Raw genomic sequence first — 17,857 nt, 5'->3', positions numbered from 1 at the left:
CATAGAATAAACCAGAAGTGATTCATTAAAAAGGTTCGTCTTAAGGAGTCTTAACCATGAGTAAGAGAAGTTCGGAGTTGCTGGCGTTATATCAAGCCCTGATAGAGCGAATGAAAGCTCAGTTTGCAGAAGATAACTCACTGACAGCAAAGCATTTATACCAGGAGGTTACCCAAGGTAAAGATTATTTATTGCTCAAGAGCCGCGCCGATGCCGACGAATTGGCGCTGGTGGAACAATTCCTGAAGCGTGACATAGGCAGTTTTTTGCAGCAGCAAAATGATGCCAGCCTGAGCCATAGCCCGACGGTGATCGCCGTGGAAAACACCTTCTGGCATTGGCTGAATGAAATTACCGACCGCAGCCAGGTGGAATGGCATGAGCTGACCCAGGACATAGAGCAGCAGGGGTATTACCAAAGCGGTGATATCGTCAGCCAGGGCAAGCTCATCTGCGTCCAGTGTGGTCATGCGATGGACATAGAATTCCCCGGGGTGATCCCGGATTGTCCTCAGTGTGACGGCGAGACCTTTACCCGCGAAGCGCTGGCGCCTTAGAGTGGTTTGGTTCCCAAGGCGCGCCGTTGCCGTGCCTTGGGTGAGCGCCGCAGACCCAATAGGCTGAGGCTGAACAATAAGCCGCACAGCCAGAGCACAGGCGCCTGTCCCCAGCGGGCAAACCAGGTTTGGCCCGTGACCAGTGGCACTTCGGCTGTCAGTACCCCGGCCTCGAATTGCGGCAGGCGGGCACTGATGTTGCCATGTTCATCGACCAGCGCAGTGACGCCGTTGTTGGTGGCCCGCGCCAGGGGGCGTCCCAGCTCTATGGCGCGCATCTGGGCAATTTCCATGTGCTGCAAGGGGCCGTTGGATTCTCCGAACCAGGCGTCGTTGGACACAGTCAGCAAGAGATCTGTGTCCGGGTCCAGGTTATCCCTGACCTGTTCCGGGAAGGCGATTTCGAAGCAGATGGAAGGCGCGACCTTATAGCCAAGGGCCTTGAGGTTGGGCTGCCGATAATCGCCGCGGCCGAAGGAGGACATGGGCAGGTTGAACAGGGGCGCAATCGGCCTGAGCAGCGACTCGAAGGGGACGAACTCGCCTATGGGCAGCAGGTGATGCTTGTTGAATCTATTGGCATGCCCTTCCAGGTAGTCGGCACTGTCTTGGTGTTTCTCATCCTGGTTGCCGAGTACTATCAAGCTATTATAGAAGTTTCCCTCTGCTTGGCTGATGATGCCCGTGATGATGGCGCTGTCATTGAGGTTGGCCACCCGGTTGGCGTTCTCCAGGAAGTCGGCCACCATGGCTTCGGGCGCAGGAACTGCGGCCTCGGGCCAGATGATGATGTCGGCATCCAGCTGTGGCCGTGTCAGATCCATGTATTTCAGCAGGGTAGGCCAGAGGGCATCCGGTTGCCATTTCATGCTTTGGGGAATATTGCCCTGGACCAGGACCAGCTTGAGGCGCTCGCCACTGCGCTCTATGTCCGAGACTCTGGGGCCGATGAAGACCGCCAGCGCCAGCACAGGCAGCAAGATGGCCAGACTCCTGTAGCGGCGGCTCAGGCATAGTGCCATGGCACCGGCCAGCATGGCGAGCAGGAAACTCAGTCCCAGGACGCCTATAATACTGGCCAGCGACTTGAGTGGTCCCTGGGTTTGGCTATAACCGCCCCAGAGCCAGGGAAAGCCTGTCAACACCCAGCCGCGGGCCCATTCGCCCAGGGTCCATAGGGCGGGGAAGAGTGCCAGGTTGCGCCATAGCACCCCATTGCGCTGTGGTGTCAGTTTCTGCAGCAGGTAGCCGGCCAGGGCCGGATACAGGCTGAGATAGGCCGCCAGCAGCGCCATCAGTCCCAGGGAGGCCAGCAGCGGCAGGCCGCCGAACCTCGCCATGCTGACATGCACCCAACTGATGCCCAAGGCGAAGCTGCCGAAGCCGAAACTCAGCCAATAATAGCCGCTGGCCCTGGCCGACAGGGTTCGGCCTTGCCAGAGGGCGAATGCCAGCGCCAGGGGATAGATGGGCCACAGCGAATAGGGGGCGAAAGACAGCACTGTGCTGGCTCCCGCGGCAAAGGCCGTGGTCAGCCTGACGCTGGTATGACGGGACCAGGCCCTCAAGGTATTCAGCACGGATCAGGTATCTGTCTGTTCGTCGGTATTGGGATCGGGCAGTTTGACCCTGAGTTGGATCAAACGACGGGTATCGGCACTGATCACTTTGAATTCTATGCCTTCAATTTCTATGCTCTCGTTGCGCTCCGGCAGATGGCCGAAGGCATGGGATACCAGGCCGCCGACGGTATCAAACTCTTCGTCGCTGAAATGGCTATGAAATTGCTGATTGAAGTCTTCGATCGGCGTCAGCGCCTTGACCATGTAGACGGTATTGCCTACCTTGCGGATCTCGGTTTCTTCGGCGCTGTCATGATCGAATTCGTCTTCGATCTCGCCGACGATTTCCTCGAGGATATCTTCAATGGTCACCAGCCCGGACACGCCGCCGTACTCATCGACCACTATCGCCATGTGGTAGCGCTGGGAGCGGAATTCCTTGAGCAGGACATCGACTCTCTTGCTCTCCGGCACGACTACCGCCGGGCGTATGACCTTGGCGAGGGAGAAGGGTTCATCGCCGTTGTGGAAGCCATACTTGATCAGATCTTTGGCGAGCAATATGCCCTCGATATGATCTTTATCTTCGTTGACGACCGGGAAGCGGGAGTGGGCCGAGCCTATGACGGTTGCCAGCAGCTCTTCGACTGTGTTGTCTATTTGCAGCGCGACTATTTGAGCTCTGGGGATCATTATGTCCCGGACTCGCAGGTCGGATACCTCTAATACACCCTTAATCATTTCGCGGGTATCTTCGGTGATGAGATCGCGCTGTTCGGCGCCGTGGATCACATCGACCAAATCTTCACGATTTTGAGGTTCGCCCTGGAATAACTGACTCACTCTATCAAACCAGCCTTTCTTATGGGCGTTTGTACTCGGGGGGATATCGTCACTCATAGTGTTTTTCTTAGCCTGGCTTACGCCACATAGGCTAATCATGCTTCCTTATATGGGTCGGTAAAACCTAAGCTTTCAATCAGTTGAGTCTCTAATGACTCCATTTCTTCGGCTTCGGCATCTTCAATGTGATCATACCCTAGCAGATGCAGACAACCATGTACAACCATGTGTGCCCAATGCGCCTCCAGGGGTTTGGCTTGCTCGAGGGCTTCATTCTCGACCACCTCGACGCAAATGACAAGATCTCCCAGCAAGGGCAACTCAATTTCCGGCGGTGCTTCGAACGGGAAGGACAGCACATTGGTGGGCTTATCCTTGCCGCGGTAGCTGTGGTTGAGGCTCTGGCTTTCTGCGGCATCGACCAGGCGTATGGTCAGCTCGGCCTCATCCAGGGTGCTGCCGAGTGCGGTGCGCACCCAGAGCTCGAACTGTGCCTGGGAAGGCAGATTCGGTTTGTCGGTGGCAATCTGTAGATCTAAGGCTAAATCAAGACTCATGGTGACTGGCTTCCTGCTGCTGGTGGCTGGCTCTCTGATCTTTCAGTCGCTGCTGGGTCTGCTCGTGGGCCTCATAGGCCTCGACTATCCTGGCCACCACAGGGTGGCGCACCACGTCCTTGGCCTGGAAGAAGTTGAAGCTGACTTCCTCGACTTCGCTCAGCACCTCGATCGCATGGCGCAGGCCGGATTTCTGGTGTTTGGGCAGGTCGACCTGGGTGATGTCGCCGGTGATCACCGCCCGGGAGTTGAAGCCTATGCGGGTGAGGAACATCTTCATCTGCTCGACCGTGGTGTTTTGGCTCTCGTCGAGGATGATGAAGGCATCGTTCAGGGTGCGGCCGCGCATATAGGCCAGAGGGGCGACTTCGATGACGCCGCGCTCTATCAGGCGCTCGACCTTCTCGAAGCCCAGCATCTCGAACAAGGCATCGTACAGGGGCCGCAGGTAAGGGTCGACCTTCTGGCTCAGGTCCCCTGGCAGGAAGCCCAGCTTCTCACCGGCTTCCACCGCAGGACGGGTCAAGAGGATGCGGCGCACTTCCTGGCGCTCCAGCGCATCGACGGCTGCCGCCACCGCCAGATAGGTCTTGCCGGTACCGGCTGGGCCTATGCCGAAGCTGATGTCGTGGCGCACTATGTTGGCCACATACTCGCTCTGGTTTGGATTTCTGGGTTTGATCACCCCGCGACGCGTCTTGATATACAAGTCTTTGTCGGTTGTGGCATCGTCCGCTTCCAGTGCTATCGCTTCCTGGATTGCCAGGTGGACAGTGTCCGGTTCGAGATCCGGGGTACTGCCCTTGACGGTTTGGGTCTCTATATAGAGCTGCTTGAGCAGGTTATTGGCGGTCAGGCAGTTGCGTGGCTGGCCGACGATTTGGAAGTGGTTGTTTTTATAGCTTATCTCTACGCCTATACGGCGTTCGAGCTGTTTGATGTTGTCATCGAACGGGCCGCATAAAGAGGCCAGGCGGCGGGTTTCCGAGGGTTCGAGATACAAATTGAGTGTGGTGAGTTTGTTAGTCAAATACAACTCCAGGTAAGGGCTAAGAGCATCCTCTCTCGTATACCTCACATTTTACGAGCCCCGGGGCGTAAATGCTAACGGAAAATACACCGGGCAGTTTGTGCCGCCCCTGGCTTCTGGCTACAAAAAGAAAGGGCGACCCGGAATGACTCCGGCTCGCCCTCGCTGTTAAGGTGTCTGTGATCCTTAAGGCTGGAACTGAGTCACGCCCAAAGCGTCATCTTTCTTATGCTTGGCCATGATCTCCGACGGGCGCAGGTTGCGACGCAGGTCCATCTCATCTTCACCGCGCACGAACACGCCGCGCAGCGAGTTGGTGTAGACGTCGACAATCTCCACATCGACGAAGGTGCCTATGTGCTTGGGCAGGCCTTCGAAGTTGACCACCCGGCTGTTTTCGGTGCGGCCGCGCAGTTCCATCGGGTTCTTCACCGATGGGCCTTCGACCAGGATGCGCTGTACCGTGCCCATCATATGGCGGCTGTAACGCATCGCCTGTTGGGTGATGCGATCCTGGAGTATTGCCAGGCGTTGTTTCTTCTCTTCCATATCGACATCGTCCGGCAAGTCGGCCGCCGGTGTGCCCGGACGGGCACTGTAGATGAAGCTGAAACTGTTATCGAAGCCTATCTCCTCGATGAGCTTCATGGTGTCATTGAAGTCTTCCTTGGTTTCACCCGGGAAGCCTATGATGAAGTCGGAGCTGATCAGTATATCCGGGCGCGCCTTGCGCAGGCGGCGGATGATAGACTTGTATTCGATCGCCATATGGCCGCGCTTCATGGCGGTCAGGATGCGATCCGAGCCCGACTGCACCGGCAGGTGCAGGAAGCTCACCAGCTCAGGAGTGTCTTCATAGACATCTATTATGTCCTGGGTGAACTCGATAGGGTGGCTGGTGGTGAAACGCAGTCTGTCTATGCCGTCTATGGCGGCGACGAAGCGCAGCAGTTCGGCGAAGCTGCAGATCTCCCCATCATGGGTCGCGCCGCGATAGGCGTTGACGTTCTGACCCAGCAGGTTGACTTCACGCACCCCTTGCTCCGCCAGTTGGGCTATCTCGAGTATGATGTCGTCCAGCGGCCGGCTGACTTCTTCGCCGCGGGTGTATGGCACCACGCAGAAGGAGCAATACTTGCTGCAACCTTCCATGATGGAGACGAAGGCGGTCGGGCCTTCGGCACGAGGCTCGGGCAGGCGATCGAACTTTTCGATCTCTGGGAAGCTGATGTCGATCACGGCTTTTTCGCCGCGTTTGATCTGCTCTATCATCTCGGGCAGGCGATGCAGTGTCTGGGGGCCGAAGATGATGTCGACACACTGGGCCCTGTCTTTGATGGCCTTGCCTTCCTGGGACGCGACGCAGCCGCCGACGCCTATGATGAGGTTGGGGTTCTTGTCCTTGAGGGTTTTCCAGCGTCCCAGCTGATGAAACACCTTTTCCTGTGCCTTTTCACGAATCGAACAGGTGTTGAGCAGCAGTATGTCTGCCTCCGAGGCCTCTTCGGTCAGGGTGTACCCCTGATATTCGTCCAACAGATCGGCCATCTTGGATGAGTCATACTCATTCATTTGACAGCCCCAGGTTTTTATATGGAGTTTCTTACTCATCAGCTTGTGTCGCCCTCAGAACCACAGTAAAAATAGCGCGACATTTTACCTCTTGTTACTGCGGCTGACCAGCTTTTGTCCATCAATCGGCGGCGATCGCCCTGGGCTGCGGTTGACGCAGAGAGTCCCGGGGGCCTAAGTCGCAGGCCGTAAGGCGTTACGGCTTGGGTGAATGCGTGATCTGGGGCATAATCTTCAACAGCACTATCGGCTATAAATGTACGACGATAAATCCGGCGCCACGGGCCATGCCCGGTGCGCCTGAGATGGCGAATTCGATGAAGGGGTGGGTGTGATTGAGGGACAAGCAGTGACTGACGAGCAAACGAGGAGCGAGTCTCAGGATGTGATCATCATAGGTGGCGGCATGGTCGGCGCCGCCGCGGCCATAGGCCTGGCGCAGCTGGGACTCAGGGTCACTGTCGTGGAATCCCGTCAGCCCCTGACCTATGACGAGACGCAGCCGCTGGATGTGCGGGTGTCGGCCATCAGCATCGCCTCGGAGCAGCTGCTCGAGCGCCTCGGCGCCATGGCGGCGCTGCGTGAGATGCGCAACGCCCCCTACCTTGGGCTGGAAACCTGGGAGCTGGAGGGCTGCATCACGGCCTTTCATGCCAACCAGCTCGAGGTCAGCCACCTGGGGCATATCATAGAGAACCGCCTGATCCAACTGGCGCTATGGCAACAGCTGCAAGCCCTGGCCAATGTGCGTCTGTGTTGCCCCGCCAGGGTCACAGCCTTTGCCCGCAATTTGGATGGCATCGACGTCAGCCTGGATAACGGCGAAGTGCTCGGTGCCAAGCTGCTCATAGGGGCCGACGGTGCCAATTCCCAGGTGCGCCAGTGGGCCGAGATAGGGGTCACAGGCTGGGATTATGCCCAGTCGGCCATGCTGATCAACATCGCCACCGCTTGCCCCCAACAGGAGGTGACTTGGCAGCAGTTCACCCCCAAGGGGCCGCGTTCCCTGTTGCCGTTGCCCGGCAACCATGCTTCCCTGGTGTGGTATGACGATGCCCATCGCATAGCTCAGCTGATGCAGCTGGGGGCCAAACAACTGGCGCAACAGATCCGCCTCAACTTCCCCGCCCGTCTGGATCCTGACTTCGAGGTCCTGGACAGAGGCAGCTTCGCCCTGACCCGGCGCCATGCCCAGGCTTACTATAAAGATAACCTGGTGATCCTCGGCGATGCGGCGCATACCATAAATCCATTGGCCGGCCAGGGGGTCAATCTGGGGTTCAAGGATGTCGATGCCTTGCTGGCCCAAGTGACGGATGCCATGAGCCAGGGCGTCGACTGGTGGGACAGCCGGGTGTTGGCCGGCTATCAGGGGCGCCGCTACCGGGACAACCAGCTGATGATGACGGGCATGGATCTCTTCTACGCCGGCTTCAGCAACGATTTATTGCCCCTGAAACTGCTGCGCAACGGCGCTCTGAAATTGGCTAACCTGGACTCACCGCTGAAGAAACAGGTATTGAAATACGCCCTCGGCCTGAACTGAGCCAGGCGCTCAAGGTCTGATGCCAGGCAGCGGCGGATGACTGTGCCTGACGCGAGGGCAGGCGCCCTCGGGCTGAGGGATTTGTTGACTCGGCCATTGAGTGCTAAAATGCCGCGTTTTTTAGCAGAAGGTCTGGCTTGGCTCCAATGAGCCCATGTCGCGACCATAGAAGATAGAGTTGTGATGAGCGATATTAAACTGATCGTCGGCCTCGCCAATCCAGGTGCCGAATACGCCAACACCCGCCACAATGCGGGGGCCTGGTATGTGCAGGAATTGGCGCGTATCTGTGGTGTCAGCTTAGTGCCCGACAGTAAATATTTCGGTTTATCCGCCAGAGTCACACTGCATGGCAAAGACGTGCGTTTGCTGATCCCCAGCACTTATATGAATCTCAGCGGCAAGTCGGTCGGTGCCCTGGCCAACTTCTTTCGCATCGAGCCGGAGGAAATCCTGGTGGCTCACGACGAGCTGGACATGGAGCCCGGGGTCGCCAAGTTTAAGCTGGGTGGCGGTCATGGCGGTCATAATGGTCTGAAGGATATAATAGACAAGCTGGCCAACAACAAGGGCTTCTACCGCCTGCGGATCGGCATAGGCCACCCGGGCGACAAGAGCAGAGTGAGTGGTTACGTACTGGGTAAGGCCCCGGCGGCGGAGCAGGCATTGATCGAGGCCGCCATAGACGAGGCGGTGCGTGCGACAGAGATTTTGTTTAAACAAGACATGGTCAAGGCCATGCACAGGCTGCATTCGTTCAAGGCAGTCTAAATCAACATCAGCCTGCCGCCCTCGCGGCAGGCCAGAAATCAGCATCTGAGTGTGACTCAGGGCCATCATAGAGAAAGGGTTAGAATATGGGTTTTAAATGCGGCATTGTTGGGCTTCCTAACGTAGGTAAATCAACGCTTTTCAATGCGTTAACTCAGGCTGGTATCGAAGCGGCGAATTTCCCCTTCTGTACCATAGAACCTAACACGGGTGTGGTACCCGTGCCCGATCCTCGTATGGATGCGCTGGCTGCGATAGTCAAGCCACAGCGTGTGTTGCCGACCACCATGGAGTTTGTCGATATCGCAGGTTTGGTTGCCGGCGCCTCCAAGGGTGAAGGCCTGGGCAATAAGTTCCTCGCCAACATACGTGAAACCGATGCCATAGGCCATGTGGTGCGTTGTTTCGAAGATGACAACATAGTCCACGTCGCCAACAAGATAGATCCTGCCGGCGACATAGAAGTCATCAATACCGAGTTGGCGCTCGCCGATCTGGATAGCCTGGAAAGAGCCGTGCTGCGTCAGCAGAAGCGTGCCAAGGGTGGCGATAAAGACGCCAAGTTCGAAGTCGAAGTGCTGGAAAAGATGCGTCCCGTGCTGGACGAAGGTCACATGTTGCGTTCGCTGGACTTGTCCAAGGAAGAGCTGGAAGCTGTGGCTTACCTCAACTTCCTGACCCTGAAGCCCACCATGTATATCGCCAACGTGTCGGAAGATGGTTTCGACAACAACCCGCACCTGGATACGGTGCGTGCCATTGCCGAGCGCGAGAATGCGATAGTGGTTGCCGTCTGTGCCGCCATCGAATCCGAACTGGCCGAGATGGACAAGGAAGAACGTGACGAGTTCATGGCCGATCTCGGCCTGGAAGAGCCAGGGCTGGACAGGGTGATCCGCGCCGGTTACCAGTTGCTGAATCTGCAAACTTACTTCACCGCGGGTGTCAAGGAAGTGCGCGCCTGGACGGTACCGGTCGGTGCCAGCGCGCCGCAGGCCGCCGGGGTGATCCACACAGACTTCGAGCGCGGCTTCATTCGTGCCCAGGTCATGTCATACGAAGATTTCGTGACCTATAAGGGCGAAGCCGGTGCCAAAGAAGCCGGCAAGCTGAGGGTCGAAGGCAAGTCGTACATAGTCAAAGACGGCGATGTGATGCACTTCCTGTTCAACGTTTAAGCGACTCTACGGCATAGCCATGGCTGGCGACAGAGGCCCCGCTGCGCATCTGTCGCTCAGTTTGGTGAAGTTATAGCCGAACGATGATACTCAAGGGATTTAGCCTAAAAAAGCTGTTGACCTGGGTATCCTGAGTAAGCATAATACGCCCCGTTCCTCGCTAAGAGGGATAGCTAGACGTATAGTGGCAATGTAGCTCAGCTGGTTAGAGCACAGCACTCATAATGCTGGGGTCGCAGGTTCAAGTCCCGCCATTGCTACCATCTTCTCTTGATGTAAAAAAAGAGTCTGTAGCAAGTTGCGCCAGGACCCGAGTCCCGGCAATGCAAGATAGCTACCATCTTCTCTTGATGTAAATAAGAGTCTGTAGCGAGTTACGTAAGGACCCGAGTCCCGGCGATGACAAGATAGCTGCCATCCTCTCAGGATGTAAAACCGAGTGCAGTGCGGGAGTGGTGAAATTGGTAGACACGCCAGATTTAGGTTCTGGTGCCGTAAGGTGTGAGAGTTCAAGTCTCTCCTCCCGTACCATTTATTAAGAAGAGTCGGTTCAGGCGGGCTTTTCGAACAGCTTTATTGGGGTATCGCCAAGCGGTAAGGCACCGGGTTTTGATCTCGGCATTCCAAGGTTCGAATCCTTGTACCCCAGCCATTTTTATCGTTAAAACAGTTCCAAATTGGGGTATCGCCAAGCGGTAAGGCACCGGGTTTTGATCTCGGCATTCCAAGGTTCGAATCCTTGTACCCCAGCCATGGCAATGTAGCTCAGCTGGTTAGAGCACAGCACTCATAATGCTGGGGTCGCAGGTTCAAGTCCCGCCATTGCTACCATATTTATCCAAATGTCAGTGAACTTCATTGAATTTGGCCATGTCGGCATCTGTCCCGACATGAAGTTAACGTGTTTTATTGGGGTATCGCCAAGCGGTAAGGCACCGGGTTTTGATCTCGGCATTCCAAGGTTCGAATCCTTGTACCCCAGCCATACAACAGAAAGCCCGTCCTATGGACGGGCTTTTTGCTTTCTGTCTATTGCCCCACGGATGCAGGTCATTATGCTGGCTGCTCGGTCGGTCATAGCGCTTCCCCCGATTGTTGTTGCTTGTTGCGCCCTGAAATACGTCCTCGAAATGTGTCGTGAGTCTGGGACCCTAAGACTCTAAGACACTTCCCGACTTGCGGAGCACTGCTGCGCCAGATCTGTGCTTTACTTTTCCTATGGTCAGCAATCTCATGGCCGGGGCGCTGTAAGTTGAACACGGTGCATAACCTCTTATGCGCGGATAAAGATGTGTTAGTTGGACAGCCGCAAACAATTGAAACGCAATAAATTAGCTTGTATATGCTGAGAGGGTCGGATTATGAAAGAGGTGGAAAAAAATGCCGACAGGGTCTGGCGTGGTTACCAGGCTTTCAATTCGGGTGACATGGATACGCTCGCCGAACTTATTCATGAGAACGCCACCTGGCATACGCCGGGGCGAAGTTCATTCGCCGGCGACTACAGGGGCAGGGAGGCGATATTTGCCCTGTTCGGCCGCTATAAGAATGAGACCGACGGCAGTTTCAAGGCCAAGTTACTGCACCTGTTCACGAGTGATGACGGCCGGGTGGTCGGCGAGCATCGCAACATTGCCCAGCGCAATGGCAAACGGCTCGAGGTTGATTGCTGCATAGTGTTCAAGTTCAAAGATGGCTGGGTCATGGATGCCAAGGAATATGTGGACGATCTCTATGCTCTGGATGAGTTTTGGGCCTAGCCTGCCCGCGGGGAACTCGTTGCAGTACTGAATTGTGTGGCGTCGACTCGACTTCAACTGTACCTCAGTAGCTGCCTATGTCTCTCACCTGGCAGCTGTTTCCCGTCCGTTCCCTCTGCTGCCAGTTGCTGAAACGATAGTCTAACCGCCGGGCACGCAGCTGTTGCTGCGCCTGTTCGGCAAAGGGACTATGCTCAAACAGGGCCAGTATTTGTGGGCCGTGCCAAGTGTGCCTCCGTTCCGCATTAGGAAAAATGCGTTGAGGATAGGTGTCCGGAGCGCAAATGGGACCCATCAGGGCATTTCAACATCTCATCTTGAGCCTCTGTTGTTTATCCCGGAATGTTGGCAGCAACTATACTTGAACCTCCCGCGATTCTAGGAGTTAAGATTATGACAACACTTTCACTCGGACTGCAGCATGTCAGGGTCGTTGCCCTGGCGGTAACCGACATGGCGCGGGCAACTAAATTCTACGGCGAAACCCTCGGCCTGGCCCCTGCGCATGAGCACGGCGTCATGCTGGGCTATGCGCTCGGGCCAAACATCCTGATGTTGAAGGATGATTGGTACGGCACTCCCACCGCCGAGCCTAACCCCAGGATCACCCTGGCCTGTGATTATGCGCCGGATACCGCCGCTTTCCTGCAGACCAGGGGGGTGACCATCGCCGACGCCGTAGTGGCGATCGAAGAGGGGTTTTATATCGGCAGTTTCCTGGACAGCGAAGGCAATAAGCTCTGGTTCTGTTCACCGCTGCAGCGGCAGGAAAACCAGCCGGAATAGTCTGACTGAAGCTGGGTATTAATCCGGACCCGGCCCGCTAGCGTGACTCGGGCCGCTCCTCGAGTGCGCTGAGATTGCAGCGAAACTTATACTCATCGACCGAGACATGCAGGGTATAAATCCGGTCCGCTTCCAAGTGGAGCGCGAGGGTGGCGGGCTCACGCCAATCCGGCTCGAACGCAAACACAGAACGTAAACGCCAATAACAATGGCCCCCCAGCCTGTGGTCGCCGGGCTCGAGCATGAGGAAGTCATATTTCCCCAGCGGGGTGATGGGGTTGCCGTCGAGTTCATCTATGCTCAGGCCAGTATAGAGCATGCCGCCTTCATAGAGGCTGGAGTCTTCCGTGCTGTAGCCCAGGACTATGGCGGCCTTGCCGTTGAGCTTGGGCAATTGTGGCCCGGCGGCGCAGGCCAGCAGGCCAAGGCATAGCAAGATGCAGCCGCAGCGGTATATTCTGGGTACGCAGGCGCACAGGCTAAAGCAAGGGGGCAGCTGCATCCGGATGCCAGGCAATGAGTAGAGAGATAGCCTGATTATAGTCGCTGCGCAGTAGGCCGGGATTGGCGTCTATGCCCTGGTTCGCGGGCCCATTTCCTGCTTGCCCCGAGAGCCCAGACCCAGAGCCGGAGCCGGTGGTGCTCCATGGCCACGGGGCTTGAGGATACTAGCCGAAGTGGAACCCATGGGCACCGGCGACGGCTCCCGCGGCGGCCAATAGGCTGAGCACCAACAAGATCTTATGCATCCGGTGCAGCAGGGTAAAGGCCCTGTCGCTGTCCTTGAGTGCCTGCAGGTGAAACCAGCGATGCAGGAACCAAGGTTCGAACACGAATAACACCAGGGTGAAGATCAGCCACACCAGGGTCATCAGCTGCAGCCACCAGTATTGCAGCTGCAGAAAATGCTCCCAGCCCTGGATGAATGACAGCATATAGGCCCCGGAGAAGCCGGTGAGCAGGGTCGTCAGCTTGGCCTGGAAGGAAAATGCCTGCTCGAGTCGCTCGAACAGCGCCAGACGTTCGTCCGGTTCGGCGATACGCCTGACTGCCGGAATGAGCACTGTGGTGACGAAGCCGACCCCACCTATCCAGAGGATGACGCAGATGACGTGGAGTGCGCGGGCGAAGACGAATAAATCAACATTCTGCATGGGTTTCCCTAGCCTAAGCCGTTGGGAGATATGGTAAAGAAGATAGGATAAATTTTCCCGCCTCAGAGTGAAAGCCCTACTCGCCATGGGATGTCGAAAGCGCCGTCTGGCGCACACTTTCCCGCGTCATGGCGATTGCGGGCGCGGCCGCCGAGCCGCGCCCTCAGCCTCTATGCCTCAGTTGAGATCGAAGCGATCCGCGTTCATCACCTTGGTCCATGCCGCCACGAAGTCATGGACAAACTTCTCCCCGGCGTCGCTGCAGGCATAGACCTCGGCAATGGCGCGCAGCTGGGAATTCGACCCCAGGATGAGATCGACACGTGTGCCTGTCCATTTCAGTTGGTCCGTGTTGCGATCCCGGCCCTCGAATAAGGTTGCGGTCTTGGAGGTCGGCTGCCAGCGAGTGTGCATGTCGAGCAGGTTGACGAAGAAGTCATTGGTGAGGGTCTCGGGCCTGGTGGTGAAGACCCCATGTCGGGACTGGCCGACGTTGGCATTCAACACCCGCAGGCCGCCGATGAGGACAGTCATCTCGGGCGCCGTCAGGGTGAGCAACTGCGCCTTGTCGAGCAGCAGTTCCTCGGCCGAGACGCCCGCCTCTGTCTCGGGAGCGTCGCTGCCTGAAAGGCCGGGCGAGAGGTAATTGCGGAACCCGTCTGCGACCGGCTCGAGCACGGCAAAGGCGTCCGCATCGGTTTGCGCCTGGGTCGCGTCGGTGCGCCCAGGGGCGAAGGGCACCACTATATCCTGGCCGGCATTGATCGCCGCCTGCTCCACTGCGGCGCAGCCGCCGAGGACGATGATATCGGCCAGGGAGACCCGCTTGTTGCCCGACTGGGCGGCGTTGAACTCCTGCTGTATCCGCTCCAGGACGCGCAACACCTGCGCCAATTTGGCCGGCTGATTGACGGGCCAATCCTTTTGCGGCGCGAGACGGATGCGCGCGCCATTGGCCCCGCCGCGCTTATCCGAGCCGCGGAAGGTGGAGGCGGAGGCCCAGGCGGTCGAGACCAGCTCAGGGATTGACAGCCCGGATGTGAGCAGCTTGCCCTTGAGGGCGGCTATGTCTTGGGGATCTATTAACTCATGGCTGACTGCGGGCACCGGGTCCTGCCACAGAAGCTCCTCCTGCGGCACTTCGTCACCCAAGTAGCGGGAAACGGGGCCCATGTCCCTGTGGATCAGCTTGTACCAGGCCCTGGCGAATGCATCGGCCAGCTCCTCGGGATGCGCGTGAAAGTGCCGCGCTATGGGGGCATAGACGGGATCCAGCTTCAGCGCCAGATCTGTGGTGGCCATCATGGGGGCGTGGCGTTTCGACGGGTCGTGGGCATCGGGCACCTTGTCCTTGGCCGAGGCGTCTCTCGGGGTCCACTGCCAGGCCCCGGCCGGGCTCTTCGTCAGCTCCCAGTCATAGCCCATCAAAGTGTCGAAGTAGCCATTGTCCCACTGCACAGGGTTGGGGGTCCAGGCGCCTTCCAGGCCGCTGGTGATGGTGTATTCCCCCTTGCCGCTGCCGAAGCTGTTCTGCCAGCCCAAGCCCTGCTGTTCTATGGCGGCGGCCTCGGGCTCGGCACCGACCTGCGACGCATCGCCGGCGCCATGGCACTTGCCGAAGGTATGGCCGCCGGCGATGAGCGCGACCGTCTCATAATCGTTCATCGCCATGCGTGCGAAGGTTTCGCGAATGTCTATGGCGGCGGCGCGGGGATCCGGCTCACCGTTAGGCCCCTCAGGGTTCACATAGATCAGTCCCATCTGCACGGCCGCGAGCGGATTGTCCAACTGCCGCTCACCGCTGTAGCGCTTGTCGCCGAGCCATTCTGCCTCGGCGCCCCAGTAGATGTCTTCCTCAGGCTCCCAAATATCCTCGCGGCCGCCACCGAAGCCAAAGGTCTTGAAGCCCATGGACTCCAGGGCACAGTTACCGGCCAGCACCATGAGATCGGCCCAGGAGATCTTGCTGCCGTACTTCTGCTTGATGGGCCATAGCAGCCTGCGGGCCTTATCCAGGTTGCCATTGTCGGGCCAGCTGTTGAGCGGGGCGAAACGCTGCGAGCCCGAGGCTGCACCGCCGCGACCATCGCCTATGCGGTAAGTGCCCGCGCTATGCCAGGCCATGCGGATGAATAAGGGACCGTAGTGGCCATAGTCGGCGGGCCACCAGTCCTGGGAGTCTGTCATCAGCGCAAACAGGTCTTGCTTCAGGGCCTTGAAGTCGAGGCGCTTGAAGGCCTCGGCATAGTTGAAGGCTGCGCCCATGGGATTGGACAGGGGCGAGTTTTGGTGGAGGATCTTGAGGTTCAACTGATTTGGCCACCAGTCGCGGTTCGAAGGGCCCACGCCAGCGGTTTGGGTCTGCGCCCCATGCATGACCGGGCATTTGCCAGTGGGGCTGCCATTATTTCTGTCCATCTCGCTTTCCTATCTTAGCTGTGAGGTAATTAAGGTATAGCAGCTCGGCGCGGCAGGGCTAAATGGCTTATTCGAATCGGGGTCATCGTTTTTTTCTATGGCAGCTCCTGCATCCCTGCCCGCGAAAGTGCTGTCGGCGTTAGGTTGTTTTCTTCAACGCCCTGCGGCAGCTCCGAAGGGATCCCTTAGCCTGCGGCATTTTTGGATTGGTTTAGACAGTTATAATTAGATAGTCACAAGCGTTGTGCCTGTCTCATTTAACCTCTGCACGAAAAATTATCTGAGCGATGCGCGTTTAGCCGGAAGGCATTGGACTAAAACCGAACTTAATGCTTTACACAACAGCAACTTGTGATAACGTGGTTTGCATTGGACTAATGTACATATGCGCATGCGCACTATTAAAATGTTAGGTATTTGCATTACAACTCGGAGTGTAATTTAGAATGGCAATTGGAACAGTCGATACAAAAATCCTTTGGGGCAGAGCTGGAGGTAGATGCTCAAAACCTGGTTGTGATGAAGATTTGACCGCTTTGGTGGAATCAGGTAACTACGTAGTGGGAGAAATGGCTCACGTTATAGGTAGTAAGCCTACTGCTGCTAGAGGTACTCCCGAAGGCGGAGAAGATTCATACGATAATTTGATTTTGCTTTGCCCAACTCACCACACTCACATTGATAAAGCTCCCGAGGGCACTTATACAGTCGACATGCTCCATGAATGGAAGAGACAACATGAAGCAGAAATAAGTAATGCGGGAAAGACTACTATTTTTGATGACTTTTCTAAATTACGCATAGCTATTGCACGGTTACTTGCTAGCAATAAGGCAATATTTGATGCCTTTGGCCCAATGAGTAGCGCTGCCCAATCAGATCCCAGTTCTAATGCTTATCTTGTATGGGAGTTGCGAAGAATTGACAAAATTTTGCCTAACAATAGGAAGATTTTAAATCTGATAGATGCAAATGAGGAACTCATCGACGAAATGCCAACCATAAGGGCTATCGAGAAGTTTCGTGCACACGTAGAGTCGTATGAAAAGCACGTTTATCAAAGGCTAGACTCTTATCAATTATTTCCTAGTGAATTTTCAGAGGTGTTCTCATAATGTCCAATGGTTCAAACTCATGGGGTGTGTCTTACAGCCGAATTGCGTGGCTGGAATCGGCTATCCAATCACATGAAAATGTGGTTCGTTACTATCGTCATGACGATATAATTATGGAGTTCGACAGAAAAGATGGTAGCTCAATCACATTGATTTGCCTTGACGAGTACACGTTAGGCGAAGCTATGGTTTACCGAATTCTGCAAGAGTTTCCAGAGGTAAATTTTATATCTGTAGGGGGTAATTGGAACGGATATACAAGAGAAGCAAAACAGCTTTGCCTGTCCAAAAATATTGGCCTGTATAACTCAGGCGAGCTAACAGGAGCTTTGTGGAAAAATGAGTTTTGGAAGTATCACCAAAGAGATGATAAAGGAAATCCAGTCTATCCATACAAAACACTGTGAACTGCTTAGCGTGTATGGCTTTGGGTCATACTTTCGATGCGATAACGCGAATGATTGCGACTTGTTGCTCGTAGTGAAGAATGGCGGGATAAACTTAGGTAATCTCCATGCAGATTTATCCCAAGAATTTATTGAGTTGGGGTTAAAGCTGTCAATTAATTTTGATTTAACAGTTCTTACAGAACGTGAGCACTTATCATCTCCTCTTAGAGAGCATGATCGGCTGGTAGAAATCGTTGGGTAACGAGCTACAAATACCTAACAAACGCATCAAGTCGCTCGCAGGCTCGCTGGGACATCAAAACTACGCGGCGATTTAGTTTTGGTGCTTCGCAAGTTTAACCAAATCGCCGCTACGTTTTGCTGCCCCTTATGCGGGCGTTGATATGATTCCCTTTGTCAAATAGGCAAATAGTGTCCTTACCGGAAACCCAAAAAATTTCCGGTAAGGACACTCTGACAGTGGGCTTTGGCTGATCTTTCCCCTGGATTAGTACCACATCCTGTGAGAATTCCTTCATTATGCCACTCGTTTTGCAAATTCACTTGGTGGCAGATAATTCAGTGAACTGTGCGGGCGCACTTCATTGTAATGTGTCCG

The 17,857-nt window shown here is 56.0% G+C and carries 17 protein-coding genes and 6 tRNA genes; 14 read left to right on the top strand and 9 right to left on the bottom strand.

Translation table 11 applies throughout. The features are described from left to right. The first annotated feature begins 56 nt into the window (after nt 1-56). Nucleotides 57-557: a zinc ribbon-containing protein gene (locus HC757_RS18510; protein WP_169565916.1), complete on the top strand. Its 501-nt coding sequence runs from the start codon at nt 57-59 to the stop codon at nt 555-557. Here the strand turns inward: HC757_RS18510 and lnt are convergent. From lnt to miaB, 5 genes are all read right to left on the bottom strand, one after another. Next, entirely contained in the window at nt 554-2,137 is a 1,584-nt protein-coding gene (lnt, locus tag HC757_RS18505) for an apolipoprotein N-acyltransferase (RefSeq protein ID WP_169565915.1), read from the bottom strand. The genes HC757_RS18510 and lnt overlap by 4 nt on opposite strands. Before the next feature lie 3 nt (nt 2,138-2,140). After that, nucleotides 2,141-3,019, bottom strand: coding sequence for a CNNM family magnesium/cobalt transport protein CorC (gene corC / locus HC757_RS18500; protein WP_169565914.1), 879 nt, complete (start codon nt 3,017-3,019; stop codon nt 2,141-2,143). Nucleotides 3,020-3,057: 38 nt separating this feature from the next. Beyond that, nucleotides 3,058-3,519 (bottom strand): rRNA maturation RNase YbeY, encoded by a 462-nt coding sequence (gene ybeY / locus HC757_RS18495; RefSeq protein WP_169565913.1) that lies wholly within the window; start codon nt 3,517-3,519, stop codon nt 3,058-3,060. After that, complete coding sequence (locus tag HC757_RS18490) at nt 3,509-4,549, bottom strand: PhoH family protein (RefSeq protein WP_169565912.1); 1,041 nt, start codon at nt 4,547-4,549, stop codon at nt 3,509-3,511. Before HC757_RS18490 ends, ybeY begins: the two co-directional genes overlap by 11 nt. Nucleotides 4,550-4,735: 186 nt before the next feature. Next, nucleotides 4,736-6,160, bottom strand: a complete 1,425-nt coding sequence (gene miaB / locus HC757_RS18485; protein WP_169565911.1) for a tRNA (N6-isopentenyl adenosine(37)-C2)-methylthiotransferase MiaB — start codon at nt 6,158-6,160, stop codon at nt 4,736-4,738. Nucleotides 6,161-6,452: 292 nt separating this feature from the next. Here miaB and HC757_RS18480 point away from each other — a divergent pair, with 292 nt between their 5' ends. From HC757_RS18480 to HC757_RS18430, 11 genes are all read left to right on the top strand, one after another. Then, nucleotides 6,453-7,667 (top strand): FAD-dependent oxidoreductase, encoded by a 1,215-nt coding sequence (locus tag HC757_RS18480; protein ID WP_425313986.1) that lies wholly within the window; start codon nt 6,453-6,455, stop codon nt 7,665-7,667. A 183-nt stretch (nt 7,668-7,850) separates the two neighbouring features. After that, entirely contained in the window at nt 7,851-8,438 is a 588-nt protein-coding gene (gene pth / locus HC757_RS18475; protein WP_169565910.1) for an aminoacyl-tRNA hydrolase, read from the top strand. 86 nt (nt 8,439-8,524) lie between these two features. Next, nucleotides 8,525-9,616: a redox-regulated ATPase YchF gene (ychF, locus tag HC757_RS18470; RefSeq protein WP_169565909.1), complete on the top strand. Its 1,092-nt coding sequence runs from the start codon at nt 8,525-8,527 to the stop codon at nt 9,614-9,616. 186 nt (nt 9,617-9,802) lie between these two features. Beyond that, nucleotides 9,803-9,879: transfer RNA gene (locus tag HC757_RS18465), tRNA-Met, on the top strand. Between the two features lie 183 nt (nt 9,880-10,062). Continuing rightward, nucleotides 10,063-10,147: transfer RNA gene (locus HC757_RS18460), tRNA-Leu, on the top strand. A 46-nt stretch (nt 10,148-10,193) separates the two neighbouring features. Beyond that, nucleotides 10,194-10,268 (top strand) — tRNA-Gln (locus tag HC757_RS18455). A gap of 26 nt (nt 10,269-10,294) precedes the next feature. Further along, nucleotides 10,295-10,369, top strand: a tRNA-Gln gene (locus HC757_RS18450). Nucleotide 10,370: 1 nt separating this feature from the next. Continuing rightward, nucleotides 10,371-10,447 (top strand) — tRNA-Met (locus tag HC757_RS18445). A 79-nt stretch (nt 10,448-10,526) separates the two neighbouring features. Then, nucleotides 10,527-10,601 (top strand) — tRNA-Gln (locus HC757_RS18440). Between the two features lie 376 nt (nt 10,602-10,977). Then, on the top strand, nt 10,978-11,376 hold the full coding sequence (locus HC757_RS18435; protein ID WP_169565908.1) for a nuclear transport factor 2 family protein: 399 nt from the start codon (nt 10,978-10,980) through the stop codon (nt 11,374-11,376). A gap of 393 nt (nt 11,377-11,769) precedes the next feature. After that, on the top strand, nt 11,770-12,162 hold the full coding sequence (locus tag HC757_RS18430; RefSeq protein ID WP_169565907.1) for a VOC family protein: 393 nt from the start codon (nt 11,770-11,772) through the stop codon (nt 12,160-12,162). Between the two features lie 37 nt (nt 12,163-12,199). Here HC757_RS18430 and HC757_RS18425 read toward each other — a convergent pair whose 3' ends face one another. The 3 genes from HC757_RS18425 to katG all read right to left on the bottom strand — a co-directional run bounded on the left by HC757_RS18425 (nt 12,200) and on the right by katG (nt 15,734). Further along, complete coding sequence (locus HC757_RS18425; RefSeq protein WP_169565906.1) at nt 12,200-12,664, bottom strand: hypothetical protein; 465 nt, start codon at nt 12,662-12,664, stop codon at nt 12,200-12,202. A gap of 166 nt (nt 12,665-12,830) precedes the next feature. After that, nucleotides 12,831-13,316 carry a hypothetical protein gene (locus HC757_RS18420; protein WP_169565905.1) on the bottom strand — a complete coding sequence of 162 codons (486 nt, stop codon included), beginning with the start codon at nt 13,314-13,316 and terminating at the stop codon, nt 12,831-12,833. A gap of 177 nt (nt 13,317-13,493) precedes the next feature. Beyond that, nucleotides 13,494-15,734: a catalase/peroxidase HPI gene (gene katG, locus HC757_RS18415; protein ID WP_169565904.1), complete on the bottom strand. Its 2,241-nt coding sequence runs from the start codon at nt 15,732-15,734 to the stop codon at nt 13,494-13,496. A 446-nt stretch (nt 15,735-16,180) separates the two neighbouring features. Here katG and HC757_RS18410 point away from each other — a divergent pair, with 446 nt between their 5' ends. Continuing rightward, entirely contained in the window at nt 16,181-16,849 is a 669-nt protein-coding gene (locus tag HC757_RS18410; RefSeq protein ID WP_169565903.1) for an HNH endonuclease signature motif containing protein, read from the top strand. Then, a complete protein-coding gene (locus tag HC757_RS18405; RefSeq protein WP_169565902.1) occupies nt 16,849-17,256 on the top strand; it encodes a hypothetical protein in 408 nt (135 codons plus the stop codon). Before HC757_RS18410 ends, HC757_RS18405 begins: the two co-directional genes overlap by 1 nt. A gap of 520 nt (nt 17,257-17,776) precedes the next feature. On the opposite strand, the gene HC757_RS18400 is transcribed toward HC757_RS18405, so the two are convergent. Then, on the bottom strand, nt 17,777-17,857 hold an 81-nt coding region (locus HC757_RS18400; RefSeq protein ID WP_169565933.1), incomplete at its 5' end, for an integrase core domain-containing protein.

The organism is Shewanella salipaludis (genome assembly GCF_012911865.1).
In the GTDB taxonomy this organism is placed as follows: Bacteria; Pseudomonadota; Gammaproteobacteria; order Enterobacterales; family Shewanellaceae; genus Shewanella; species Shewanella salipaludis.
The sequence above is the reverse complement of the archived record's forward strand: the minus strand, read 5'-3'. Positions and strand labels throughout refer to the sequence as shown.